Below are 23,391 nucleotides of genomic sequence, written 5' to 3'. Positions count from 1 at the left end.
ATGAAAAAATTATTTGCCGTATTATTTGTTTCTGTATCCGTACTATTACTGGCTGCTTGTGGGTCATCTGAAGGAAGTGCAGCTGAAGATGGTCTTGGGGATTCAAAAGAAATCAAAGTAGGCGCGACAAGTGTTCCACACGCTGAAGTATTACAGAAAGCCAAGCCAATTTTAGAAGAACAGGGGATTACACTTGAGATTGAAGAGTATCAGGATTACATTCTGCCGAACCAGGATTTATCTGAAGGAAGAATAGATGCAAACTATTTCCAGCACATCCCTTACTTGAATGCGCAAAAGGCGGAACATGATTTTGACTTTTCAAACTTAGGCGGAATCCACATTGAACCGATGGGGATTTACTCAAAAAATATTAAAAAGTTGGATGAGATAGAAAAAGGAACAGAAGTGATCATGAGCCGTTCAGTTGCCGATCATGGTAGAATTCTTTCCTTATTAGAAAGAGAAGGTCTCATTAAACTTGATGAAAACGTAGATAAAGTAGATGCTACGGTTGACGATATTGTAGAAAATCCAAAAGAATTGAAATTTTCTGCTGGTGTCGATGCAGCCAACCTGCCTCAAAATTATAAGCTTGAAGAAGAAGCACTTGTAGCAATCAATACGAACTATGCGATTGAAGCAGACTTAAACCCAAGTGAAGATGCTCTGATTCTGGAAGGATCCGAGTCTCCATACGTAAATGTCATTGCAGCTAAAAGCATCAATAAAGATGCAGAAGCTCTTAACACGTTAGTTGAGGTTTTACGATCTGAAGAAATTCAAACTTTCATCAAGGAAGAATATAAGGGTGCTGTCGTTCCGGTCGATGGTACAACAGAATAACGGATAAAAAGAGTGGCTGCTGTTTATACTAACGGCAGTCACTTATTTATTAGGGAGGTATACACACATGCAAGAACAACAAATGAATTGGACACAGACGTACTTACATGATTATAAAGAAGGTATGGGACTTTTTTCTGAGCAGATGCCTGAAGTAGCTCATCAGTTCAGTGAATTCTCTGAAGCGTGTTTTAAAGAGGGCGAATTGTCCAAAAAGCATAAACAACTCATGGCGTTAGGAATCAGCATAGTAGCCCAGGACGAGTATTGTATGATTTATCATACGAAAGGCTGTGTCGATCAAGGAGCAACAGAAAAAGAAATCCTGGAGGCTTGTGGAGTAGCTGCTGCGTTTGGCGGTGGAGCGGCACTGAGCCAGGCGGTCACGTTAGTTCAACATGCTTATTCAGATTTATCTAACAAAGTGAATTGATTGATTATTCAGTAAAATGAAGCAAAAGAAAAGAATAAAGCCTATATATACAAAGTAAGCGTTTTTTATACAGGTATTTGAATGTATATAAGGAATTTCACGTTTATTTACCATTTGTTGGGGTATATTACTTGTGGTAGTCTGAATTGTGTAAATAATCTGAAAGGGTGGATTCGTTATTCATAACGATCTGAAGATGAACTATACTGCTGAAATGGAAAAAGCCATGCATCAAGCGCATAACATGGGTTATGCGGAGTACAGCAGAAACATTGACAACCGCTTGAAGATTGAAGTGAAACGCCAGCGTGAATTTGAGCAGTGCAAGCAGATGTTATCGCAGGTAGGACCACAACTGCATAGATAAACTCCATCGATCAGGTGACCTTTAGTTGCCTGATTTTTTCATGTTATAATTGGCTTTGCAGTGGCTGGAAAAGGCTGAAAAACCTTTTGAAATACAGGATTCATCGAGGTTTCATTACAATAGGAAAAAGTTGATATCAGTTTCTATATGATATAAGATTGTAATGAGAATAAATTGAGAATGGTTCTTTGATCCATATTCAACCAGCACATTTTCATAACAATAGATACTGGAGGTATTAACTATGGCAGGATCAACTTTAGAAATCAAAGATCTTCACGTAGAAATCGAAGGTCAGGAAATCCTTAAAGGCGTAAACCTTACAATTAACGGTGGTGAATTCCACGCTGTAATGGGACCTAACGGAACAGGTAAATCTACTCTTGCTTCCGCAGTAATGGGCCACCCTAAATATGAAGTAACAAAAGGTGAAATCCTTTTGGATGGAGAAAACGTTCTTGAAATGGAAGTAGACGAACGTGCACAAGCTGGATTATTCCTTGCTATGCAATACCCTAGTGAAATCAGCGGAGTAACAAACTCTGACTTCTTGCGTTCAGCTATCAATGCTCACCGTGAAGAAGGAGACGAAATTTCTCTTATGAAGTTCATCAAAGAGATGGACTCTAAAATGGATACATTAGATATGGATAAAAACATGGCACAGCGTTACCTTAACGAAGGTTTCTCTGGTGGTGAGAAAAAGCGTAACGAAATTCTGCAGTTGATGATGATCCAACCTGCAATTGCGATTCTTGACGAGATTGACTCTGGTCTGGATATCGACGCATTGAAAGTCGTTTCTAAAGGAATTAACGAAATGCGTAACGACGACTTCGGCTGCTTGATCATTACCCACTACCAACGTCTTCTTAACTACATTACACCGGATCATGTACACGTCATGATGCAAGGTCGTGTTGTTAAATCAGGCGGACCTGAATTGGCTCAACGTCTTGAAGAAGAAGGCTATGAGTGGATCAAAGAAGAATTAGGCATCGAAGACGAAACCGTCGGTCAAAAAGCGTAATTTAGATAGGAGGGTTAACATGACAGTAGAAGTCTCACTACCATACGATAAAGAGTATATCACTCAATTTTCACAAGGTATGCAAGAGCCTGAATGGATGAAAAACCTTCGTCTGAGCGCCTTGGAAAAATCTGAATCTCTACCTCTTCCAAAACCGGATAAAACAAATATCCAGGGATGGAATTTCACAGACTTCAGCCACAATGTAGAAGGAGATAAAATCGAGTCTTTAGATTCCCTTCCGGCTGAAATCCAGGACTTCTTAGATAAAGAAAAAGACCAGCACAACTTGGTGATTCAACGGAACCATACTGTTGCGTACGGTACCATCGATCAGAAGTTGAAGGATCAAGGTGTCATCTTCACAGATATGGCTACAGCCCTGCGTGAACATGGCGATTTGGTTGAGAAATATTATATGAATGACGCGGTTCACATGGACGAGCACCGTCTGACAGCGCTTCATGCAGCGTTGATGAACGGAGGCGTATTCCTATACGTTCCTAAAAATGTTCAAATTGAAGAACCAATTCAAGCGATTTTCTGGCAGGAAGATCCGAAAGCGTCATTGATCAACCACATCTTAGTCGTAGCGGAAGAAAACAGTTCCGTAACGTATGTGGAGAACTATATCTCCAATAATAAAGAAGAACAAACTTCTGCAAACATCGTAACTGAAGTGATTGCGAAAGATGGAGCAAAAGTTTCCTTCGGAGCTGTCGACAACTTCGAAGCAGGTACCACCGTGTACACAAACCGCCGTGGTGTTGCATATCGTGATGCAGTCATCGAATGGGCACTCGGTCAAATGAACGAAGGGAATACTGTATCTGAGAACATCACCCACTTGATTGGTGACAATTCTCACTCCAACGCGAAGACTGTTGCGATTGGACGCGGCTCTCAGAAACAAAACTTCACAGCCAATATTACACACTTCGGTAAAGGTTCCGATGGTTACATTCTGCAGCACGGTGTGATGAAGGATAAGGCTTCCGCCATCTTCAACGGAATCGGCAAAATCGAACACGGTGCTTCTAAGTCAAACGCTGAGCAAGAGTCTCGCGTATTGATGCTTAGTAAGGACGCTCGTGGGGATGCAAACCCGATTCTATTGATTGACGAAGATGATGTAACTGCAGGCCACGCAGCTTCTGTAGGGCGTGTAGATCCTATCCAGCTTTATTATTTGATGAGTCGTGGAATTTCTAAATTTGAAGCGGAACGTCTGATCATTCACGGCTTCCTTGCTCCAGTAGTTAAACAACTGCCGGTAGAAGCGGTGAAACGCCAACTTACCCAAGTGATTGAAAGGAAAGTATATTAATGGATGTAAAAGCGGTACGTGATGAATTTCCGATTCTACATCAGGAAGTGAACGGTCATCCGCTCGTATACCTCGATTCATCAGCAACGTCTCAAAAGCCAGTCAAAGTGATTGAGAAACTGGATGAATATTATCGTGGTTACAATTCCAATGTTCACAGAGGTGTTCATACACTTGGTACAAAAGCCACAGATGAATACGAAGGGGCCCGTGAAAAGGTAAGACGTTTCATAAATGCTTCCAGTACTCAGGAAGTGATCTTCACCCGAGGAACGACGACGGCAATCAATACTGTTGCGGCAAGCTATGGTCGTGAAAACCTCTCAGAAGGTGATGAAATCGTCATTACGCCTATGGAGCACCATAGTAATATCATTCCTTGGCAGCAAGTAGCGAAAGAAACAGGAGCTACTTTGAAATATATGCCGTTGCAGCCTGATGGCACGATAGATTTGAATGATGCTCGTGAAATCATTACGGATGACACAAAAATTGTGGCAATCATGCATGTCTCGAACGTACTGGGTACAATCAACCCGGTTAAAGAAATCGCTCAGATTGCTCATCAGCACGGAGCGGTCATGCTCGTTGATGGTGCACAAAGTGTTCCACACATGTCTATCGATGTTCAGGATTTGGATGCAGATTTTTATGCTTTTTCCGGTCATAAAATGTGTGGTCCAACAGGTATCGGTGTTTTATATGGGAAAAAATCGCTTTTGAATGAAATGGAGCCGGTAGAGTACGGTGGGGAAATGATTGATTTCGTCAACTTGTATGACTCTACGTGGAAAGAGCTTCCATGGAAGTTTGAAGGTGGTACTCCAATTATTGCAGGAGCTGTAGGCTTGGGAGCTGCGATTGACTTCCTGACTGATATCGGTTTGGATGAAATCAAAGCTCATGAGCAGAAACTTGCCGATTACGCAATGCAGCAAATGGAAAAGATCGAAGGCATGCAAATCTATGGCCCCAAAGAAAGAGCGGGATTGGTGACGTTCAACTTATCTGATGTTCACCCTCATGATTTGGCAACGGTCCTCGATGCTGAAGGAATCGCAGTACGTGCAGGTCACCATTGTGCTCAGCCGTTGATGAGATGGCTGGAAGTATCAGCGACGGCACGTGCGAGTTTCTATCTGTATAATACAGAAGAAGAAATCGATCGACTTGTTGAAGGATTACAAACAACAAAGGAGTATTTTGGCGATGTCTTTTAATAACTTAGATACGTTATATCGCCAAGTCATCATGGATCATTACAAAAACCCTCGTAACAAGGGTTCTATCGAAGGCGATCATATGACCGTCGACATGAATAACCCTACGTGTGGAGATCGTATTCAAATTCAATTGCAAGTAGACGACGGAATCGTCAAGGATGCAAAATTTGAAGGAGAAGGATGCTCAATCAGCTTGGCTTCTGCTTCCATGATGACTCAGGCTATCAAAGATAAACCAGTTGATGAAGCGTTGAAAATGTCCGAGATCTTCTCAGACTTGATGCAGGGGAATGAAGTGGAAAACGAAGGTATCGACTTAGGAGATATTGAAGCTCTTCAAGGAGTGTCCAAGTTCCCAGCCCGTATCAAGTGTGCCACATTGGCATGGAAGGCAATGGAAAAAGGTGTAGATGAAGAGAAACAAGGATAAGCTTGTTTCAATACCAAAAGGAGGTATATACCATGGCTAAAAAAGCGCCAGAAGTTGGAGAGTACCAATATGGGTTCCACGAGAAAGATGTATCCATCTTCCGTACTCAAAAAGGCTTGACGAAAGAAGTCGTAGAACAAATCTCCAATTATAAAGAAGAACCAAAGTGGATGCTTGATTTCCGTTTGAAGTCCCTTGAGCAGTTCTATAAAATGCCAATGCCGCAGTGGGGTGGCGATTTATCTGAGCTGAACTTTGACGATATCACTTATTACGTAAAACCTTCAGAACGTTCAGAGCGTTCTTGGGATGAAGTACCTGAAGAAATCAAGAATACCTTCGATCGACTAGGTATCCCTGAAGCAGAACAGAAGTATCTTGCAGGTGTATCTGCACAGTATGAATCTGAAGTGGTTTACCACAATATGGAGAAAGATCTTGAAGATATGGGTGTCATTTTCAAAGACACTGACTCTGCTCTTAAAGAAAACGAAGATATCTTCCGTGAGTATTTCGGTAAAGTGATTCCTCCATCTGATAACAAATTTGCGGCTCTGAACTCCGCTGTATGGTCTGGAGGTTCATTCATCTATGTTCCTAAGGATACAAAAGTGGAAACGCCTCTGCAGGCTTACTTCAGAATCAACTCTGAAAACATGGGACAATTCGAGCGTACTCTGATCATTGCAGATGAAGGCTCTTCTGTACACTATGTAGAAGGCTGTACAGCGCCTACGTATTCCTCCAGCTCCCTGCACAGTGCGGTAGTTGAGATCTTTGTAAAAGATAATGCATACTGCCGTTATACAACGATTCAGAACTGGGCGAACAACGTTTACAACCTGGTTACGAAGCGTGCAGTAGCTGAGTCTAATGCTACGATGGAATGGGTAGACGGTAACCTTGGGTCCAAGCTGACGATGAAATATCCAGCTGTTCTCCTTAAAGGAGAAGGAGCTCGTGGGATGACCTTATCTATTGCACTAGCTGGTAAAGGTCAGCACCAGGATGCCGGAGCGAAAATGCACCACCTGGCGCCGAACACATCTTCTACGATCGTATCTAAATCCATCTCCAAGCACGGTGGTAAAGTAACGTACCGTGGAATTGTACAATTCGGACGTAAAGCAGAAGGTGCACGTTCCAACGTAGAGTGTGATACGTTGATTATGGATAACGAGTCTACATCAGACACGATTCCATACAACGAAATCATGAACGAAAACATTTCTTTAGAGCACGAAGCAAAAGTATCTAAAGTGTCTGAAGAACAACTATTCTATCTGATGAGCCGTGGAATTTCTGAAGAAGAAGCGACAGAAATGATCGTAATGGGCTTCATCGAGCCATTCACGAAAGAGCTTCCTATGGAATATGCGGTAGAAATGAACCGTCTGATCAAATTCGAAATGGAAGGTTCCATCGGTTAATTACAACAAGATTCAAAACCGTGCGGATGATAATACATCCGTACGGTTTTTTTAGTTTGTGTATCGCTGGTATCTGTAGATAATTAACTTCTTGATAAGCAATTAGAGATATCCGTTTTGGGACATAGCTGTTATGCTTCTGCGCACTCTTTTCGTTGTCAAACGGTCAGCTGGCTTGTAAACCTTCAAACATATTGTCTATGGCTCTTGATAATGTGATATTGATTTGGATGAAGTTTTATTAACCTTCACTCAACTTTCATAGAGACTGGAAAGGTCTACAAAGAAAGGACAACGAATGTTTTATGAATAGAAAACATGATACTATAATAATATCTATTAAGAGATAAAGGGTGTTTAGATTGATGATCGTCGTCTTATTTTTAATTGGTTTACTTACAGCGTGGATCGGCAGTATAGCTGGACTGGGCGGCGGTGTCATATTAGTGCCGGCTTTGTTGTTCCTCAGCGATCATTTCGAGTCTTTCAATTGGGTTAATCCTCAGTCGATTGTTGGGATTTCTCTTGTTGTGATGATCTTTACAGGAATGTCATCTGCTATATCTTATATCAAACATAAAAGAGTCGATAAAAAAATCGGGATGCTCTTCTTGATCGGAAGTATCCCTGGTGGAATATTTGGGTCCTGGCTGAATCAGTTTTTTAAAACAGACAGCTTTTCTTTGATTTTCGGTGTTGTCATGATTGCTGTGTCGCTGCTTTTCTTCATCCCACGTAAACCAATCTCCATATTTCAACATGGAATGAAAAGGGAAAAAGTTGTGAATGGGAAGAGTTACACGTATCAAATGCCTCTGGTCATCGGCTTGATCTTATCGTTTGTAGTCGGTTTATTGTCGGGGCTGCTTGGTATTGGAGGCGGTTCTTTGATGGTTCCAGCCATGATTCTGCTTTTCCAGATTCCAGCGCATATTGCTACGGCAACTTCTATGTTTATGATTTTCTTTGCGAGCATATCAAGTTCGGCAACTCATGTGCTGTTAGGTCATGTTGAATGGGCCTATACACTTTATTTCATACCAGGAGCGTATATTGGCGGAATGTTAGGAGCCAGGATGAATCGTCGAATGAATGGACAAGCTGTAGAATGGTTCTTAAGGATTTTATTGATATTGATCGGGATCCGCTTAATATGGCAGGGGATCGGATAAGGAGACTGATGATGAAGGAGAAACTATTTCTTTATTATACAAGTGACCTACATAGTCATTTTGAGAATTGGCCTCAAATCGTCGGTTACTTCAATGAACAGAAAATAAAACATGAAAGAAAAAATGAGACCTATTGGTTATTGGATAATGGCGACCATGTAGATCGTTTTCATCCGATTGCTGAAGGTCTGATGGGTAAAGGGAATATAGAACTTCTTAACAGAGCAGGCTATCACGTTGCGAACTTAGGCAACAACGAAGGAATTACCTTATCAGAAGAAAATCTATTTCACTTATATGATCAAGCAACCTTTGATGTGGTGTGTGCGAATCTCGGTTATGGAAAGGAACCTCAACCTGAATGGTTGAAACCCTATAGAATCCAGACCTCTGAAAAAGGAACTAAAGTTGCCATCATTGGACTTACGGCACCTTTTGAGACGTTTTATAAACAGATTGGATGGAAGGTGTATTCTCCATATGATGTATTGGATGAGCTCCTTCCAAAAGTGAAGGAAGAAGCAGATATTATTGTGCTCTTATCTCATTTAGGTATCAATGATGATGAGGAAATAGCCCGGAGATATTCTGATATAGATATCGTGATCGGAGGGCACACGCACCATCTCTTCCAAAATGGTGAATACATTCAAAATACAATTCTCACTGCAGCCGGAAAGCATGGGACACATCTGGGTGAGGTCTTCATCGAATGGGATATGGAGAAAAAGCAGATCACCAAAAAAGAAGCTTATGCCATTCCTACTGAACACTTAAAGAAAGATGAAGAAGTGAATGATCAAGTCAAGGGGATGCGTAACGAAGCTGTACAACATTTGAGAGAACCCGTGACAACTTTAAAAGAGCCATTGTCCGTCGGATGGTTCCAGGAAACACTATTGATGAAAAGATTGACGGAGGAGTTACAAAAGTGGACAGACGCTGATATCGGGATGTTGAACGCAGGCGTGCTATTGGATCATTTAGAAGCAGGTGAAATCACCTTCGAAGATGTTCACCGTATTTGTCCTCATCCAATGAACCCTTGCAAAGTGGAATTAAAAGGGGATGAGTTGTTAGAAGTCATAAGAGTTGCTCATACAAGAAAATTGACGGAAATAAGGTTGAAAGGATTCGGCTTCAGGGGGGAAGTGATCGGTAAAATGGTCTTCTCCGGTTTGGAAATCGAAAGTAATGAAGGAAAAGATGGAGAAATTCATGTAAAGCGTGTAACTAAAAATGGCGAACCGATCGATTTAGATAAAGTGTATACCCTTGCGACAGCCGATACATTTACGTTCGGCAGGCTGATTCCCGAAATAGCTTACTCAAAAAAGAAAAAATACTATATGCCGGAGCTGTTAAGAGATTTATTGACAAGAGCACTAAAAACATTCCGGTAAACGAGTGTCTCAACCAATTTTGAATGCCTAAACCCTTCCTTGACCACATATAGATAGGTCAGGAGGGGTTGTTTTATGGTAAAGAAGGGTGTGACAGAAGGGGGTTCGATCGGAAAACGGATTGTAATCACCTTCCTATTATTCTTATTATTTACAGCCTTGAGTCTATGGCTGATTAATCGTGGAATTACACCAGCATTAATCGGTATTGCTGAAACGAAAACACAACAATATGCCAGGGATGCAATCAATGAAGCTGTAAATAAACAAATCGCTGAAGACTTGCAGTTCAATGATCTAGTTAAAATGGAAAAGGATTCGGATGGAAACATTGTATATATGGGCTGGAATTCAGTCGTTGTAAACCGAGTTCTCAGAAACACCACTTATCGAGTACAAAATTTTTTGAAGAGGATGGAACTAAATGAACTTCCTATGGAAGACACGGCTTTAGAACCGGACCTGGATCCAAATATGACACAGGAGGAGGTCGGGGAGCAGCCGGCCACACTGATTGAAATCCCCATAGGTCAGGCCACCAACAATTCTATTCTCGCTAACTTAGGGCCTAAGGTTCCTGTACAGCTGCGCGTCATTGGAGATGTGCAATCCAATTTCAAAAGTGAAATCACTGAATATGGAATAAATGCGGCGTTGTTTCAGCTCTCTATTCACGTGGAGGTAAACGTTCGAATCGTGATTCCATTTTCTACAGAAACAACTACGGTAGTGACGGATATTCCGATCGATACGTCAACCATATTAGGGGAAGTTCCGAATTTTTATGGGGGTATGGGAGAGAATAGTGAGTCTCCATCTTTTTCCTATCCAATGGACCCCTTGCAATAATTGCTTTGGCTTGATAGAATGACAAAGAATTAAATATGCGTGACCTTATCAGATCGGTGAGGTAGAGGTGCAAATGTCATTAGTAATCAATGGGAGTTCTGACAAACGTTGATCATTGATGAAAGGGATGTTTGCCGAAGCTCATGGTAGTGGTGTCAGGCTATCCTGAGCTGGTGTAATTTCTGAACAAGGGATACACTGTCATGCATGCTTTTTAGGTGCATGGGGCGCTACTGATCGAAATGGAGGATAATCGAATTGCCGCTAATGTGCAATGATGGATTATTGTCTATCATTGTCTTTTTTTATTCCTCATTTTAACTCCACAGTAGCCTTCCATCCCGTAGACATCAAAAGATATACGGAGGGGAACATTATGGAAGGAACCATTTATTCTTTAATTCCAGCATTACTTATGCTTTTACTTGTGCTATTCACAAGAAAAGTAATCTTATCCCTGGGTGTAGGGATCATTGTCGGAGCTTTCATGCTCACACAAATGGATATCGGATCAGGACTTGCTTTAATTTGGTCCTTATTTTCATCTATATTCATCAGTGACGGATCACTGAATACAGGAAGCTTATACCTATTAGGCTTTTTATTCCTATTAGGTGTGACGACTGCCTTTATGACAGCTTCAGGCGGAAGCCGTGCATTTGGAAAATGGGCAGTAAAAAGAATCCGTACCCGTCGGGGTGCAAAATTAATTCCAGCAATACTAGGGATCGTTATTTTTATTGATGATTACTTCAATGCGCTCGCAGTAGGTCAGGTTGCCAGGCCGGTAACTGACAGATATCAATTATCAAGAGCTAAACTGGCATATTATATTGATTCAACATCTGCGCCTGTAACGGTCATATCTCCAATTTCAAGTTGGGGCGCTTATATCATTGGTACAATCGGGAGCATTCTGGCGGCGAATGAAATCACAGATTACCAAGCACTACAGGCATTCATTTTGATGATTCCAGCCAACTTTTATGCTTTTGCTGCATTGTTGCTGGTATTCTTGACGATTTTCTTGAAGTTGGATATTGGACCGATGCGCAAACATGAAGAGCGTGCATTGGAAACAGGACAATTGACGAACCCTGATAAAGGGGATGTCCCTGGAGATCTTAACGATGAGTTTAAAGAGCATGATAACGGGAAGATTTCTCATTTGATTCTTCCAATTGTCGCACTTGTTCTTGGAACTGTCGTTTCTATGATCGTAACAGGAGTGAATAACTCTGGAGAGCAAGTCGATATCTTATCGATTTTTGCAAATACGAATGTTAATATTTCGTTGTTCATTGGTGGATTGTCAGCTGTAATCCTAGCAGGAGTGTTATATACTGGTCAGGCTCAACCGAAATCTTCCATGGGCCATGTATTTATCGAAGGATTGAAAGCAATGCTTCCGGCCATTTATATTTTGGTTTTTGCATGGATGATCGGTGATATCATCAGTCAACTGCAGACAGGAGAGTATTTGGCGAGTGTATTCAGTCAGGCGGATATCAGCATTGCCTACCTGCCGTTCTTGATATTCATCATCTCCGGCTTTATGGCATTGGCAACAGGAACGTCCTGGGGTACATTCGGGATCATGTTACCGATTGCCGGCGAAATTGCTGCTGTAACTGAGCCTGCATTTATTCTGCCTGCTCTATCAGCTGTTCTTGCGGGTTCTGTCTTCGGAGATCACTGTTCACCGATTTCTGATACTACGATCTTATCTTCTACAGGTGCAGGATCGAATCATATTGATCACGTAATGACACAGCTTCCATATGCCGGTATCGCAGCATTAGCTGCATCTGTCGGTTATATTGTATTGGGAATGACAGGTCAAGTATGGATTCCGTTATTCATCACCCTGATTTTAGTGGTGGTCATAGGAATAGCGATTCATTACTTTAGTCCTTCGTTGAAAGTGGAAAAAAATTAAATGGTTAGAGTTAAGATAAGCGCAAATCCCTGCGCTTATCTTTTTTTTAGCTTATTTTGGAAATCATGAATATTCAAAATAAATTTTGACAAGCATGTGAACGATGGTTATAATTTAAGCAGAAATAGTCAGAAATTATCAATAATTTCGACAAAGGTTTTTGCCTCAAGTAGGCGAAAGCGGGGGTTTTATTACAAAGGAGGTCTTTCACATGGAAAAACGTGCACAATGGGGAACGAGAGCCGGATTTATTCTGGCTGCTGTAGGGTCAGCAATCGGCCTTGGAAACATATGGCGATTCCCTGCAACAGCTTATGAAAACGGCGGAGGGGCATTCTTCATCCCTTATTTATTCGCCCTGTTAACTGCGGGTATTCCGCTATTAGTTATGGAATTTACAGTGGGTCATAAGTTTCGTGGATCTGCTCCGTTATCCTTCTTCCGTATGAACAAGAAAACGGAATGGCTTGGATGGTGGGCTGTACTTGTTGCTTTTGTAATCTCGACTTATTATGCAGTCGTAATCGCCTGGGCAATGTCGTACAGTGTTTTTGCAGTCAACCTTTCCTGGGGAGAAGACACAGAAGGCTTCTTATTTAGTGATTATCTGAACTTATCTGTAGATCCTGGTCAAACAGGAAGCCTGGTACCCGGCGTCTTTATTCCTTTAATATTTGTTTGGTTAGTCACACTCGGCGTTCTATTCGCAGGTGTCAAAAAAGGAATCGAGAGAGCAAACAAAATCTTCATTCCTACACTTGTTGTCTTGTTTTTGATCATTGTACTTAGAGCAATCACTCTTCCGGGTGCTGCTGAAGGTTTGCAGACGTTTTTCGAACCGAATTTCGAGTCCATCACTTCCGGGAAAGTCTGGGTCGCTGCATATGGACAAATTTTCTTCAGTTTATCTATAGCGTTTGCAATTATGATTACTTACTCCAGTTATCTTCCGAAGAAATCGGATATAACTAACAACGCATTCATTACAGGTTTCAGTAACTCCAGCTTCGAATTATTAGCTGGTATCGGAGTTTTTGGTGCTTTAGGTTTCATGGCAACGCAGAACAACGTCCCTGTTGAGGATGTTGTAAGCGGTGGAGTAGGGTTAGCGTTTGTGGTCTTCCCTCAGATCATAAATGAGTTTCCTGCATTAAATGGACTCTTTGGGTTCTTATTCTTCATATCCTTAGTTTTAGCTGGATTGTCTTCTTTGATCTCAATTACAGAGACTTACGTAGCAGCGATTAAAGAAAAATTCGGGATTTCCAGAGCAGCCGCAGTAGGTTTTGGCGGAGGATTATCTGCAGTTCTTTCAATCCTGTTCGCCACTCAGGGCGGATTGTTCTTCCTGGATGCTGCCGACTACTTCATCAACCAGTTTGGTATAGCTTTCGTAGGTTTGGTGGAAGTAGTAGTAATTGCTTGGTTCCTGCGTAACTTGAACAGCTTCCAATCCCATGCAAATGGAATTTCTGATTTGCGTCTTGGTGGCTGGTGGAAGATATGTCTTGGCGTCATTACACCAGTTGTTCTAGGTTACATGATGTTCGATCTATTCAAAACAAACTTGTTACGTCAGTTTGAAACTGAAACAGGAAACTACGGTGGATATACAGATGCCTTCATCCTTTATAGCGGCTGGTTTGTAGCTGCTTTCGCCATTGTAGTAGGATTCATCATGATGACGAAACGATGGAGTGCTGAGGCTCTTGAGGATTCACACAAGGAGGTAGGCTGATATGACAGCAGGTGCAATTGTAATGATGATTATTGGTATTGTCGTGATCTGGGGAGGACTTGCTGCAAGTATTACAAATGCAGTAAAGAAATCCAAACAATAGTCTTGAAATGAAAAGCGTCGCACTCAATCGAGTGCGACGCTTGTTTTATTTAGCCATTCGTTCCCATTTTCTTAAATAAGGGTAGGGGTCAAAGGACCATTCGGTTTTTCCGTTGTCTTTATACATCCCATAATGCAAGTGGGGAGGAAACTTTCCAGACGTACCTGGAGGGCCGTATCCGGATGCGCCTACACCACCTATGACGTCACCGGGTTTGACTACGTCCCCGACTTTGACATCTTCAGCAAAGCTGTGAAGGTGGGCGTAGTAATGGTAGATATTATAAATATCCCGGATACCTATCCGCCATCCACCATACCTGTTCCAGCCTTTCATTTCTACAACACCATATGTCGTGGATTTAACGGGAACTCCGTAGTTGGCAAAAATATCTGTCCCTTCATGAATTCTTCTTCCACCGAATCCTCTCGCGTCCCCCCATGTGCTTCGGTAACTGTAGTTCGCATGCGTTGGTAACGGAAAATCCCGGTCAGTAAGAGCTACGGTTTTGAACTTTTTGAATACCTCAGCCGTATTCATGATCGTCTGTACAGTAAGGTCCCGTTTGTAGTAATTCCAAAGAGCTATTTTTATATCTTCTCTCGCTATTCCATAAGAGTTGATATAGTTACTAATTGACCAAAGGATATCTTCATCATTTTCAATATCCGCTTTCCCATCCCCGTTGCCATCTGTGCCCCATCCATTGGGGAAAATCCCGCGGGGTATGCTTTTTCCAGTATCATGCCCATACCAAAACATAGGATCGATTTTAATCGCTGTTACACGGCCTTCATCTGGGTCATCGTGAATTTGTCTTTCGAATTGATCTATGGCCGCAATATATTCCCACGGAATACCTGAAACAGCAGAGGTTTTTTTATAAAGTGCCATTCGTCCATCACTTTCATCATCTGCATATATTGGAGTTTCCCACATGTGACTGATGATGAAAAGGAGGAAGAAGGCTGAAATCAATTTTCTCATTTTTACTCACCTACAACGTTTGATACCTTTAGCTTCAACAAAACCCCACTGGTTATGATTGTTAAAGTCAGGAAATCCTTAATGGTCACGCTTGTTGGTCATATCCATATTGGGTCCGACATCCGGCTGGTTCATGTTATTTTCCGGAACTTTCCCTTGCGGTGACTTTTTCAGTTTTTGTACGATACTATCAATGACTTCCTTATATTCTTCATCGTAAACGGTAGAGGTGCTGACGCTCTGGATGTCTCCAAAAGATGCAGGGTCGTCAGAGACATACACATGGTAAAAGCTTGGTACCATCGAATAAGCGGTTTTTTGCACCATATCTGCTGCTTCTTCACGACTATGGTTTTCTGGCTTCTGATATGCAATAAGAACTTCATTGTCTGTAACTAAAGTCGCAACATCTTCGAAACCTTCGTAACGAAGAATCATCCTTGAAATCATGTCCGCTACTTGTTCACGATTCACTTTGATTACACGGTTCTTTTCTACACGTTGGTCCAATTGGTCTTTCTTGAAACGGACATAACCGACTTGGCCGTCCATTAATTCATCTTCGTAACTGTCCATGGCATTTCCATTGAGCGTATCTTCCTGCATTTTCGTTTCTTCTTTTGCATTTTCTGCGCAGCCGCTTGCGAAAAGGAGAATAAGCCCGAGTATCAAACATATATTGATTATGTTCTTCATCATGATTCCTCCTGGTGATTTAGGTTATAACATTAGATTGGACGATTTTGTTGTATTCATACCGATGTATTTTGATTTCCTAGCAAGGATTGAATTATGGTACACTAAAAAGAGAATAAGAGGTGATTTTGTGTTAGAACTGTTCGGGAAAAAGTATGAAGTTGTAGAAGATTACCGTGAAGGTTTTCAACAGGAAGAAGTAGAAGGGCGTTTCAGTGAAATATTGAATAAATACGATTTTATCGTAGGAGACTGGGGTTATGGTCAACTGCGCTTAAAAGGTTTTTATGATGATCAAAACTCCAAAGCCACGTTCGATACAAAAATCAGTACTCTCGAGGATTATTTATATGAGTACTGCAATTTCGGCTGCCCTTATTTTGTTTTGAAAAGAGTAAACCAATAAACCGACGAGCTGGTATCAGCGCGTCGGTTTTTATTTTACTCATGTTCTTCTGAGGGTTTGATATCCTTGTTCTTCTCATCATGGATAGGATGAGCACCATCTTCCTGGCGTTGAAGGTCCTGATGCAGCGCTTTGTATTCATAATTGAAAGCACTGTAATATCTTTGAGACTCTGTCCACGGGGAGCTTTTTTCATTCGAAACCGGCTCATACTTATTGCGTGGTGCTCCGTAAGGACCCTCAGGCAATTGTTCTGGAGTTAAAAAGTTTCTTTGTGCTTCCACATTGGCAAAATCAGAATACTTCTTTTTATCATTTTTACCCATAAGTAAGAAACCTCCTTTCTTTTATTTTTCACAGAGGAGGTTTTTTTATTCTCTTATCCACTTGACTCTAAACTGACATCAAGGGGGGGGGGGAAGTATTACTTAAGGTGACCTGGTGACTTTTAAAGTAAGTCAGGGAGGTAATTTCTAAGTTCTTCAGCTTCTAATGCACTCAATTGAAAAATGTGCTCTAAATGACCATCCCTTTTTATGTTTTCCAAATCCAGTAAAGCCTGTCGGTTCTTATGGAGGTTGATGACCATCGTTTGATTTTTAAAATACTCTGCTTTCATGAGTGCAAGTTCAAAGCGGTGGTTTCCAGCAGTAAAAGATACAAAACGGGTGCTTGTATTTTGTGTGATATCTTCAATAAGGGGTCTTTCGCCCATTTATCTTCAACTCCTTTTTAAAAAAGAATATCTCATGTATGTTGAGGTCGATTAAAACATGCTGACACTAGTATGCCCAAACCCTTATATCATAGTCGTACTAAGGTGGTTTGCTTTTAGTTGTTGATCAGGGTTATGTTATTATGTGGATGAGAAAGATTCGTTCAGAAGTAAGAGGAGGTATGAAAATGTACTTTGTAGATCGTGAAAAAATTGAACAGATATTGCAGTATATGGAGAAGGTTTTACATAGCGTCTCCTCTCAAAAATTCAATGACTTTAATGAATTGCTGGCATTGGAACGTATGACGCATATCAATATAGAAGCCATTATTGATGTAGGCAATATGATGATCGACGGTTTTATCATGAGAGATCCAGGAAGTTATGAAGACATTATCGACATTCTGACGGATGAACAAGTCCTGCCCGAAGAGGAAATGGAAAATTACAAGTCATTCATAAGACTGCGCAAGAGTGTCGTGCAACATTACGATTCCATTGATCACGAGGAACTAAAGAAAGTATGGAACGAGCAAATGCCTTCTATAGAAGCTTTTCCGAACAGAATCCGTGATTATTTAACGAATGAACTGGGGCCAGTCTCAGCTTTTTCTAAGTAAGAAAGTGAAATGAAGGTTAGTAAGGAGATCAGGATGAAGTCATATCAAGCATATATCATTGATTTAGATGGAACGATGTATAGAGGAACTGAACGTATAGAGGGTGCCAAAGAGTTTGTGGATCACCTGAAAAAGAACGGTAAACCTTTCCTGTATTTGACGAACAATTCTTCAAAACGTCCAGAACAAATTGCTGAAAAGCTCAATAATTTAGGTGTTCACGCAGATTCAGAGCAAGTCTTTACAAGCAGCATGGCTACTGCTTCTTACATCTCAGAACAGAAAAAGTGTGCAGACGTTTTTGTTATTGGAGAGGAAGGCTTGCGGGATGCCATCCGACAAGAAGGGCATCGGCTTGTCGAGGAGAAAGCGGATTATGTGGTTATTGGGATTGACAGAGAAATTAATTATGAGAAGTATGTGAAAGCTTGTTTGAACGTGAGGAACGGGGCAGAGCTTTTAAGTACGAACGGAGATATCGCTATCCCTACCGAAAGGGGAATGTTACCTGGGAATGGAGCTATGACGTCTGTCATCACTGTCAGTACAGGGGTCGAACCCACTTTTATCGGCAAGCCTGAAGCAATCATCATGAATCAGGCATTGAATCAACTCGGATTTCCAAAAGAAGAGGCACTCTTAGTAGGAGATAATTACAATACAGATATTCTTGCAGGGATTCATGCAGGAATCGATACTCTTATGTTGGAGACAGGGGTCAGCACCTTTGAAGAGATCAAAGGCATGGATAAACAGCCGACCTACAAAAGTAAAAACTTAATCGACTGGTTGAAAGCATAAGAAAAGCCACCTATCTGGTGGCTTTTTTGTTGGCTCTAACTAACCATGTACTACCCACGGGAGTCTCCTCACCAGACATTACCGTCTTAGATGAGATACGGTCCGAAGAAAATGGTCATAAAAGCTACGTGAAGGGCTATGAAGTAGGTGAGCTGGATGAACATGGACCAGTCTCTCACTTTCGCACCGATTTTTAATATCCCGAAGGAGAGCAAGGCGAATCCGAAAAGGTAAGTCAGTGTACTTCCTGTAAAACTTAAATACTCTGGTGCTCTTGATAATGCAGCTTCTGTAACCAACTGATTTTTAAAGATGACAGCAGCTGCGATATAAATAGCAGCCCCTGCATATAACACCCAGGAATGCTCATGGTCCATCGCCCGACTGTTTGTAAAGGAAAGAATCACAATAAACAGAAGCGGCCAAATGAACCAAAGGACAGAAATCATTACTCCAAACAGTCCGTACGTCAACATCCCCATCGTCTTTCCTAATGCCTGCAGAAAATAATCCGTTGTTAAGAAAGGGGCACTTTGTATCAAGTGGTCCTTTCCTGAAGAAAGATATAAGGGATTGCTTCCACTTTCGACATCGAGCCATGTGATGGTTTTCTCATCATACCAAGCAGGGTTGCTTGAATGTTTCGGTGTATTGCTTAACCTCATTACTGTCCCGACTTGATCATTTTTTAACGTGGCTTGGTAGATATTGAACTGAGCGGGCGCTTTGAATTGAGTCTTCGTAGCACCGAAGGCTTTGAACAACACTGATGTCTGCCCAGTGTCAGTTCTCAGTTCGATATCTGAGATTTCTTTCAGGTTTTCAGTACCATGTGGATCTGGAAAATTTAATTCTGTAAGTTCAGGATTTTTCCCTATAGCTGTTTGATCAAAGTAATAAAAATACCTTACATTTCCCTCCATATTCGTTTTTTGTACAGTGCTGATAAGAAGGGAGTAAGTATCGTTATTTATGGAAAAGAGCAGCTCTTGTAACTCTTCTGAAGCATCCAAATTCAGTGTAGTCGAATCAATGCTTGTAAATTCTGCATTTTCCAAGGAATAAAAAGTGATGTGATGTTCATTTGTCTTTCGATGTTCCGTCATAAGGTGAACCTGGTCTTCCATTTCATGAAAATAAACAGATGCTTTCTCATCTTTTAATTTCAGGACAGGGGATGACTTGAGGGTTTCCATATCCAATTTATGAATAGCTGACTCATCTCTATAAAATACATGATTCTTTAAAGGATAAAACCCTGTAATGTCTACAATTTTTTCGTTCGTCTTCCCATTGTACAGACCATAGTAATCAGCATAGACCATTTGGTTATCCTCAATATGTATGCGTGTGAATTTATCCACCGGGATATCATAATAGGTCTCATCTATTAGACGAAGGTCTTCGTTGTAAGTTTTATGGGCAGCGCCTGTTTCAGTTAAATAAGAAACAGAGAGCTGGTCTTGTTTCGTCTCTGTGACGGAAGGTTGTTTAGAAGAGGGAGTTGTGGCTATTTGTAAAGGTCTGCTCCATTCTTCGCTGGGTGGCTCCGTTACTTCGTTATAATTTTTTGCAAATAGAATTCCCACGCCCGTTAAAATGATGATGAGTGGGGCAAGCCAGACAATGCTTCGTTTTAAAAGTGACACGTATACTTCCTCCCTTTATTTTCCTTATATGGCATTTAGAGTAGATAGTATTTGTACGTCTTGAACCACAAAAAGGTTTCAGAAAATAAAAAAAGCCATGCTCTCGCATGGCTTTATTAAATATTAATCTTCTTCAGGGTCTGTGTCTCCTTCAATGCTGTGGGCAAGGCGGCTGGAAGCGGCTGCCGCTATAGCTCCGACGATGTCATCTAGAAACGTATGACACTCTCCAGTTGATTTATCATTGAGGCGCTTTAAGACCCCGGGCTTTTGTTTATCAATGTAACCGTAATTTGTGAATCCGATGGACCCATAAACATTTACTATGGAAAAGGCGATGATTTCATCAACACCATATAAACCTTCATCGGTTTCAATTGTTTTTTGTAATGGTTCTTCCAGTTTGTTCTGTTCCGCTAATTTATCCAATTGTATTCCAGTTAAGATAGCATTTTGAACTTCTCTTTTTTTCAAGACACGATTCACATTGTGACGACATTCGTCCATCGTCAGGTTTTCGTGGTATTTCGATTGTAGGTAATAAACAAGCTCTGCCATATCTTCAATAGTGACACCACGTTCTGTAATCCATTCTCTAGCAGTCGTTTCAAGCGCAGTTATATTGTTTTCTTTTGCCATAATGAAAACCTCCCAACTCAACATATCTTTCTGTGTTCACTACCCATCCTCCATTATAGACAAACGGGAGGGGTACCATAAGTATATCAGATTCTTTGCTTGCCCGTGACAAATATCTTGAAGGTGAATGGTATGGTAAACTGTAAGAAAAAAACGGAGGTATGATGATGGAGAAGCCAAAGGTTTTAATCACACGTCAGTTACCGAGTGAAATCCTTGATTCTTATCGCGATCGGTTGGTGTTTGATGTCTGGGAAGATGAACACACACCAATTCCGGAATCGATGTTGAAGGAGAAGAGCAGGAAAGTAGACGGTATGCTGACCATGTTGACAGATCCTGTTGATGAGTCCCTAATTCGAAATTCGCAAAATTTGAAGATCGTAGCCAATCTAGCTGTAGGTTATGACAATGTTGATGTTCGTGCGGCCAATAAACATGGAGTGGCTGTAACCAATACGCCTGATGTACTAACCGAAACAACAGCAGATCTTACATTCGGTTTACTGCTTTCCTCAGCCCGAAGAATAGTGGAAGCCCAAAAGTATATTGAAGAGGGAAAATGGGAGCATTGGTCACCTCTTTTACTTGCAGGAAAAGAGGTTCACCATAAAACGATCGGTATCTTCGGGATGGGGAGAATCGGGGAAGCTGTGGCCAGAAGGGCAAAAGGTTTTGGTATGAAGATCCTCTATCACAACCGCTCACGAAAAACGGAAGCCGAAGAAACGCTGGGGGCATCCTATGTATCGTTTGATGAATTGTTGAATCAATCCGATTTTGTTTTAAGTATGGCACCTCTGACAGAGGATACATATCACATATTCAACAAAGCTGCATTCGAGAAGATGAAGAGTGATGCCATTTTCATTAATACTTCAAGAGGTAAAACAATGGATGAAAAAGCATTATTTGATGCAGTGAAAAGTGGAGTAATTGCTGGAGCTGGATTGGATGTGTTTGAAAACGAACCCATTGATCCATCCCACCCATTACTTGGATTAGATCAAGTGGTTTGTCTACCACATATCGGCTCAGCATCGATTGAAACACGTAATCGGATGATGGAGTTGTGTTTGGATAACATTGTTCGCTGTTTCGAAGGAAAGAAGCTCTTGACCCCTGTACAATAAAAAAAGCAGCCTTTCACTCGAAAGGCTGCTTTAATCATGTATTAAAACACTTGTTCTACTTCATATATACCAGGAACTTCCTGTGCCAGTGCACGCTCGATTCCTGCTTTCAGTGTAATGGTTGAACTTGGGCAGTTGCCGCAAGCCCCCATCAAACGTAGACGTACGATTCCATCTTCCACATCCACTAATTCAACGTCTCCCCCGTCACGAAGTAAAAATGGGCGAAGCTTGTTCAAAACTTCTTGAACTTGTTCATGCATGTTCAATCTTCCCCTTTCTGTAACACCATTATAAAACGAATAATCAGAAAAATCTATTGTTGTTCAATTGTTATGTTATTGAGAACCATTTTCATTTTATCTTTTTTTATTCCTTTTGTAAAATGGAAATAGATCTATTTTTCGATATATATTAAGGGGGACGATGAAACATGGGGGAAGTCAATGTGAGCGTTTATGGGGCAGAAGTGAAGTGTGCTAGTTGCGTGAATGCTCCTGGGTCGAAAGAAACCTTTGAGTGGATCCAGGCAGCTGTGGCCCGGAAGTATGGTACTGAGGGGATATCTTACACGTATTATGATATTCATACGGAAAACCAGCCTGGAGCAGACGAAGAGATTCTCAGTCAATTGTTCGATGAAGAGTTATTTTATCCACTTGTACTGGTCAATGGAGAAATAGTGGGAGAAGGTAATCCCAGGTTAAAGGATATATATAAAGCTTTGGAAAGTCATGGGATTCAAGCAGTTACGAATTCCTGAATGGTGGTATGTTTTCTGTATTCCCTGTGGTAAACTATTGAAAGAATAGGGTTTCATCCAGAAAAGACGAGGTGAGAAGGATGAATCCATTAATTGAATTCTGTGTAAATAATTTAGTCAACGGTGCTCAAGAAGCATTTGAAAAGCTTGAAAAAGATCCAGATCTCGATGTTGTAGAATACGGTTGTTTAAGTAACTGTGGAATTTGCTCCCAATTCATATATGCTCTTGTCGATGGGGAAAGAGTAATGGCCGACACCCCGCAGGAGTTAGTAGACAATATATATAAGCATCTGGACGAGACCCTATAAAATGAGATGTATAAAAGCGTGTTCCCTCTTAAAAGGAGCACGCTTTTATTAATTTGGGTCTGTTAAAGTTTAGTGTTGATATATCCATCAAAAAAAGAATTCATTACGAAATGTTTGTATGCGTGTATGGCTCCGGGAAAAGGTTCGCTTTCCATGGGGCGGGCGCTGAGTCTCCTCAGGCTATGCCTTCCGGGGCCTCACCTGTCCCACACGTCCCATAGGAGTCTCACCGTTTCCCTCCGCCCTTTGCTTCATCAGAGTGTCTCGAAACAAGATCTTTTAAAAGTATAAAATCCGTGACTACGTAAAAAAAAGACCTATTATCAAGATCGTCTGATACTTATGCCACTCCTAAGAGTATTAAATATAGCATTAGGT

Annotated in this window: 27 protein-coding genes and 1 riboswitch; of the genes, 20 read left to right on the top strand and 7 right to left on the bottom strand. The window is 41.2% G+C overall.

The features are described 5' to 3' along the window. The 14 genes from LCL89_RS10835 (at window position 1) to LCL89_RS10770 (ending at window position 14,290) form a co-directional block, all read left to right on the top strand. Window positions 1-846 carry a MetQ/NlpA family ABC transporter substrate-binding protein gene (locus LCL89_RS10835; RefSeq protein WP_197317618.1) on the top strand — a complete coding sequence of 282 codons (846 nt, stop codon included), beginning with the start codon at window positions 1-3 and terminating at the stop codon, window positions 844-846. Between the two features lie 67 nt (window positions 847-913). Then, a complete protein-coding gene (locus tag LCL89_RS10830) occupies window positions 914-1,279 on the top strand; it encodes a carboxymuconolactone decarboxylase family protein (protein WP_197317619.1) in 366 nt (121 codons plus the stop codon). A gap of 196 nt (window positions 1,280-1,475) precedes the next feature. Then, on the top strand, window positions 1,476-1,646 hold the full coding sequence (locus LCL89_RS10825) for a hypothetical protein (protein WP_197317620.1): 171 nt from the start codon (window positions 1,476-1,478) through the stop codon (window positions 1,644-1,646). Between the two features lie 244 nt (window positions 1,647-1,890). Continuing rightward, window positions 1,891-2,676, top strand: coding sequence for a Fe-S cluster assembly ATPase SufC (sufC, locus tag LCL89_RS10820; protein WP_197317621.1), 786 nt, complete (start codon window positions 1,891-1,893; stop codon window positions 2,674-2,676). Window positions 2,677-2,695: 19 nt separating this feature from the next. Next, window positions 2,696-4,003, top strand: a complete 1,308-nt coding sequence (sufD, locus tag LCL89_RS10815) for a Fe-S cluster assembly protein SufD (RefSeq protein ID WP_197317622.1) — start codon at window positions 2,696-2,698, stop codon at window positions 4,001-4,003. After that, entirely contained in the window at window positions 4,003-5,223 is a 1,221-nt protein-coding gene (locus tag LCL89_RS10810) for a cysteine desulfurase (RefSeq protein ID WP_224810113.1), read from the top strand. Before sufD ends, LCL89_RS10810 begins: the two co-directional genes overlap by 1 nt. After that, window positions 5,213-5,656 (top strand): Fe-S cluster assembly sulfur transfer protein SufU, encoded by a 444-nt coding sequence (sufU, locus tag LCL89_RS10805; RefSeq protein ID WP_224810112.1) that lies wholly within the window; start codon window positions 5,213-5,215, stop codon window positions 5,654-5,656. The genes LCL89_RS10810 and sufU overlap by 11 nt, the downstream gene beginning before the upstream one ends. Window positions 5,657-5,688: 32 nt before the next feature. Continuing rightward, on the top strand, window positions 5,689-7,086 hold the full coding sequence (gene sufB / locus LCL89_RS10800) for a Fe-S cluster assembly protein SufB (protein WP_197317625.1): 1,398 nt from the start codon (window positions 5,689-5,691) through the stop codon (window positions 7,084-7,086). Window positions 7,087-7,448: 362 nt separating this feature from the next. Then, complete coding sequence (locus tag LCL89_RS10795) at window positions 7,449-8,258, top strand: sulfite exporter TauE/SafE family protein (protein WP_404813427.1); 810 nt, start codon at window positions 7,449-7,451, stop codon at window positions 8,256-8,258. 11 nt (window positions 8,259-8,269) lie between these two features. Further along, window positions 8,270-9,661, top strand: a complete 1,392-nt coding sequence (locus LCL89_RS10790; protein WP_318245621.1) for a bifunctional metallophosphatase/5'-nucleotidase — start codon at window positions 8,270-8,272, stop codon at window positions 9,659-9,661. A 75-nt stretch (window positions 9,662-9,736) separates the two neighbouring features. Then, complete coding sequence (gene yunB / locus LCL89_RS10785) at window positions 9,737-10,510, top strand: sporulation protein YunB (protein WP_197317627.1); 774 nt, start codon at window positions 9,737-9,739, stop codon at window positions 10,508-10,510. A gap of 54 nt (window positions 10,511-10,564) precedes the next feature. Further along, window positions 10,565-10,751, top strand: a riboswitch (Lysine riboswitch). A gap of 135 nt (window positions 10,752-10,886) precedes the next feature. Continuing rightward, window positions 10,887-12,449: a Na+/H+ antiporter NhaC family protein gene (locus tag LCL89_RS10780; protein ID WP_224810111.1), complete on the top strand. Its 1,563-nt coding sequence runs from the start codon at window positions 10,887-10,889 to the stop codon at window positions 12,447-12,449. Window positions 12,450-12,660: 211 nt separating this feature from the next. Continuing rightward, window positions 12,661-14,187: a sodium-dependent transporter gene (locus tag LCL89_RS10775; protein ID WP_224810110.1), complete on the top strand. Its 1,527-nt coding sequence runs from the start codon at window positions 12,661-12,663 to the stop codon at window positions 14,185-14,187. 1 nt (window position 14,188) lies between these two features. Then, a complete protein-coding gene (locus LCL89_RS10770) occupies window positions 14,189-14,290 on the top strand; it encodes a methionine/alanine import family NSS transporter small subunit (RefSeq protein WP_197317630.1) in 102 nt (33 codons plus the stop codon). Between the two features lie 45 nt (window positions 14,291-14,335). Here LCL89_RS10770 and LCL89_RS10765 read toward each other — a convergent pair whose 3' ends face one another. Both LCL89_RS10765 and LCL89_RS10760 read right to left on the bottom strand, forming a co-directional pair. Then, window positions 14,336-15,277 carry a M23 family metallopeptidase gene (locus tag LCL89_RS10765; protein WP_224810109.1) on the bottom strand — a complete coding sequence of 314 codons (942 nt, stop codon included), beginning with the start codon at window positions 15,275-15,277 and terminating at the stop codon, window positions 14,336-14,338. Between the two features lie 78 nt (window positions 15,278-15,355). Next, a complete protein-coding gene (locus tag LCL89_RS10760; RefSeq protein ID WP_197317632.1) occupies window positions 15,356-15,973 on the bottom strand; it encodes a YhcN/YlaJ family sporulation lipoprotein in 618 nt (205 codons plus the stop codon). 130 nt (window positions 15,974-16,103) lie between these two features. Between LCL89_RS10760 and LCL89_RS10755 the strand changes: the two genes are divergently transcribed. Beyond that, window positions 16,104-16,379, top strand: coding sequence for a YutD family protein (locus LCL89_RS10755; RefSeq protein ID WP_224810108.1), 276 nt, complete (start codon window positions 16,104-16,106; stop codon window positions 16,377-16,379). A gap of 35 nt (window positions 16,380-16,414) precedes the next feature. On the opposite strand, the gene LCL89_RS10750 is transcribed toward LCL89_RS10755, so the two are convergent. Both LCL89_RS10750 and LCL89_RS10745 read right to left on the bottom strand, forming a co-directional pair. Next, window positions 16,415-16,705 carry a cytosolic protein gene (locus tag LCL89_RS10750; protein ID WP_197317633.1) on the bottom strand — a complete coding sequence of 97 codons (291 nt, stop codon included), beginning with the start codon at window positions 16,703-16,705 and terminating at the stop codon, window positions 16,415-16,417. Window positions 16,706-16,827: 122 nt separating this feature from the next. Beyond that, on the bottom strand, window positions 16,828-17,094 hold the full coding sequence (locus LCL89_RS10745) for a DUF3055 domain-containing protein (RefSeq protein ID WP_197317634.1): 267 nt from the start codon (window positions 17,092-17,094) through the stop codon (window positions 16,828-16,830). 188 nt (window positions 17,095-17,282) lie between these two features. On the opposite strand from LCL89_RS10745, the gene hepT reads away from it, so the two are divergent. Next, a complete protein-coding gene (gene hepT, locus LCL89_RS10740) occupies window positions 17,283-17,717 on the top strand; it encodes a type VII toxin-antitoxin system HepT family RNase toxin (protein WP_197317635.1) in 435 nt (144 codons plus the stop codon). A gap of 33 nt (window positions 17,718-17,750) precedes the next feature. Continuing rightward, on the top strand, window positions 17,751-18,518 hold the full coding sequence (locus tag LCL89_RS10735; protein WP_197317636.1) for a TIGR01457 family HAD-type hydrolase: 768 nt from the start codon (window positions 17,751-17,753) through the stop codon (window positions 18,516-18,518). A gap of 86 nt (window positions 18,519-18,604) precedes the next feature. Here LCL89_RS10735 and LCL89_RS10730 read toward each other — a convergent pair whose 3' ends face one another. Further along, the gene (locus LCL89_RS10730) at window positions 18,605-20,167 is read right to left on the bottom strand and encodes a hypothetical protein (protein ID WP_224810107.1); all 1,563 of its coding nucleotides are present in this window, start codon (window positions 20,165-20,167) and stop codon (window positions 18,605-18,607) included. A 123-nt stretch (window positions 20,168-20,290) separates the two neighbouring features. After that, complete coding sequence (locus LCL89_RS10725) at window positions 20,291-20,806, bottom strand: phosphatidylglycerophosphatase A family protein (RefSeq protein ID WP_197317638.1); 516 nt, start codon at window positions 20,804-20,806, stop codon at window positions 20,291-20,293. A gap of 167 nt (window positions 20,807-20,973) precedes the next feature. Here LCL89_RS10725 and LCL89_RS10720 point away from each other — a divergent pair, with 167 nt between their 5' ends. Beyond that, window positions 20,974-21,939, top strand: a complete 966-nt coding sequence (locus LCL89_RS10720) for a 2-hydroxyacid dehydrogenase (protein WP_224810106.1) — start codon at window positions 20,974-20,976, stop codon at window positions 21,937-21,939. 41 nt (window positions 21,940-21,980) lie between these two features. Here LCL89_RS10720 and LCL89_RS10715 read toward each other — a convergent pair whose 3' ends face one another. Then, window positions 21,981-22,259: a NifU family protein gene (locus tag LCL89_RS10715; protein ID WP_197317734.1), complete on the bottom strand. Its 279-nt coding sequence runs from the start codon at window positions 22,257-22,259 to the stop codon at window positions 21,981-21,983. A gap of 113 nt (window positions 22,260-22,372) precedes the next feature. On the opposite strand from LCL89_RS10715, the gene LCL89_RS10710 reads away from it, so the two are divergent. Then, on the top strand, window positions 22,373-22,702 hold the full coding sequence (locus LCL89_RS10710; protein ID WP_197317640.1) for a YuzD family protein: 330 nt from the start codon (window positions 22,373-22,375) through the stop codon (window positions 22,700-22,702). Window positions 22,703-22,782: 80 nt separating this feature from the next. After that, window positions 22,783-23,013: a YuzB family protein gene (locus tag LCL89_RS10705; RefSeq protein ID WP_224810105.1), complete on the top strand. Its 231-nt coding sequence runs from the start codon at window positions 22,783-22,785 to the stop codon at window positions 23,011-23,013. Window positions 23,014-23,391 lie beyond the last annotated feature (378 nt).

It is taken from the genome of Halobacillus yeomjeoni (genome assembly GCF_020171525.1).
GTDB classification, from domain to species: Bacteria; Bacillota; Bacilli; order Bacillales; family Halobacillaceae; genus Halobacillus; species Halobacillus yeomjeoni.
This window is presented reverse-complemented; position numbering and strand designations above follow the sequence as displayed.

Bases quoted from the DNA above. Each gene is read 5' to 3' on its own strand.
- LCL89_RS10835 (WP_197317618.1), top strand. From the start codon at position 1: ATGAAAAAATTATTTGCCGTATTATTTGTTTCTGTATCCGTACTATTA.
- LCL89_RS10830 (WP_197317619.1), top strand. From the start codon at position 914: ATGCAAGAACAACAAATGAATTGGACACAGACGTACTTACATGATTAT.
- LCL89_RS10825 (WP_197317620.1), top strand. From the start codon at position 1,476: ATGAACTATACTGCTGAAATGGAAAAAGCCATGCATCAAGCGCATAAC.
- sufC (WP_197317621.1), top strand. From the start codon at position 1,891: ATGGCAGGATCAACTTTAGAAATCAAAGATCTTCACGTAGAAATCGAA.
- sufD (WP_197317622.1), top strand. From the start codon at position 2,696: ATGACAGTAGAAGTCTCACTACCATACGATAAAGAGTATATCACTCAA.
- LCL89_RS10810 (WP_224810113.1), top strand. From the start codon at position 4,003: ATGGATGTAAAAGCGGTACGTGATGAATTTCCGATTCTACATCAGGAA.
- sufU (WP_224810112.1), top strand. From the start codon at position 5,213: ATGTCTTTTAATAACTTAGATACGTTATATCGCCAAGTCATCATGGAT.
- sufB (WP_197317625.1), top strand. From the start codon at position 5,689: ATGGCTAAAAAAGCGCCAGAAGTTGGAGAGTACCAATATGGGTTCCAC.
- LCL89_RS10790 (WP_318245621.1), top strand. From the start codon at position 8,270: ATGAAGGAGAAACTATTTCTTTATTATACAAGTGACCTACATAGTCAT.
- yunB (WP_197317627.1), top strand. From the start codon at position 9,737: ATGGTAAAGAAGGGTGTGACAGAAGGGGGTTCGATCGGAAAACGGATT.
- LCL89_RS10780 (WP_224810111.1), top strand. From the start codon at position 10,887: ATGGAAGGAACCATTTATTCTTTAATTCCAGCATTACTTATGCTTTTA.
- LCL89_RS10775 (WP_224810110.1), top strand. From the start codon at position 12,661: ATGGAAAAACGTGCACAATGGGGAACGAGAGCCGGATTTATTCTGGCT.
- LCL89_RS10770 (WP_197317630.1), top strand. From the start codon at position 14,189: ATGACAGCAGGTGCAATTGTAATGATGATTATTGGTATTGTCGTGATC.
- LCL89_RS10765 (WP_224810109.1), bottom strand. From the start codon at position 15,277: ATGAGAAAATTGATTTCAGCCTTCTTCCTCCTTTTCATCATCAGTCAC.
- LCL89_RS10760 (WP_197317632.1), bottom strand. From the start codon at position 15,973: ATGAAGAACATAATCAATATATGTTTGATACTCGGGCTTATTCTCCTT.
- LCL89_RS10750 (WP_197317633.1), bottom strand. From the start codon at position 16,705: ATGGGTAAAAATGATAAAAAGAAGTATTCTGATTTTGCCAATGTGGAA.
- LCL89_RS10745 (WP_197317634.1), bottom strand. From the start codon at position 17,094: ATGGGCGAAAGACCCCTTATTGAAGATATCACACAAAATACAAGCACC.
- hepT (WP_197317635.1), top strand. From the start codon at position 17,283: ATGTACTTTGTAGATCGTGAAAAAATTGAACAGATATTGCAGTATATG.
- LCL89_RS10735 (WP_197317636.1), top strand. From the start codon at position 17,751: ATGAAGTCATATCAAGCATATATCATTGATTTAGATGGAACGATGTAT.
- LCL89_RS10725 (WP_197317638.1), bottom strand. From the start codon at position 20,806: ATGGCAAAAGAAAACAATATAACTGCGCTTGAAACGACTGCTAGAGAA.
- LCL89_RS10720 (WP_224810106.1), top strand. From the start codon at position 20,974: ATGGAGAAGCCAAAGGTTTTAATCACACGTCAGTTACCGAGTGAAATC.
- LCL89_RS10710 (WP_197317640.1), top strand. From the start codon at position 22,373: ATGGGGGAAGTCAATGTGAGCGTTTATGGGGCAGAAGTGAAGTGTGCT.
- LCL89_RS10705 (WP_224810105.1), top strand. From the start codon at position 22,783: ATGAATCCATTAATTGAATTCTGTGTAAATAATTTAGTCAACGGTGCT.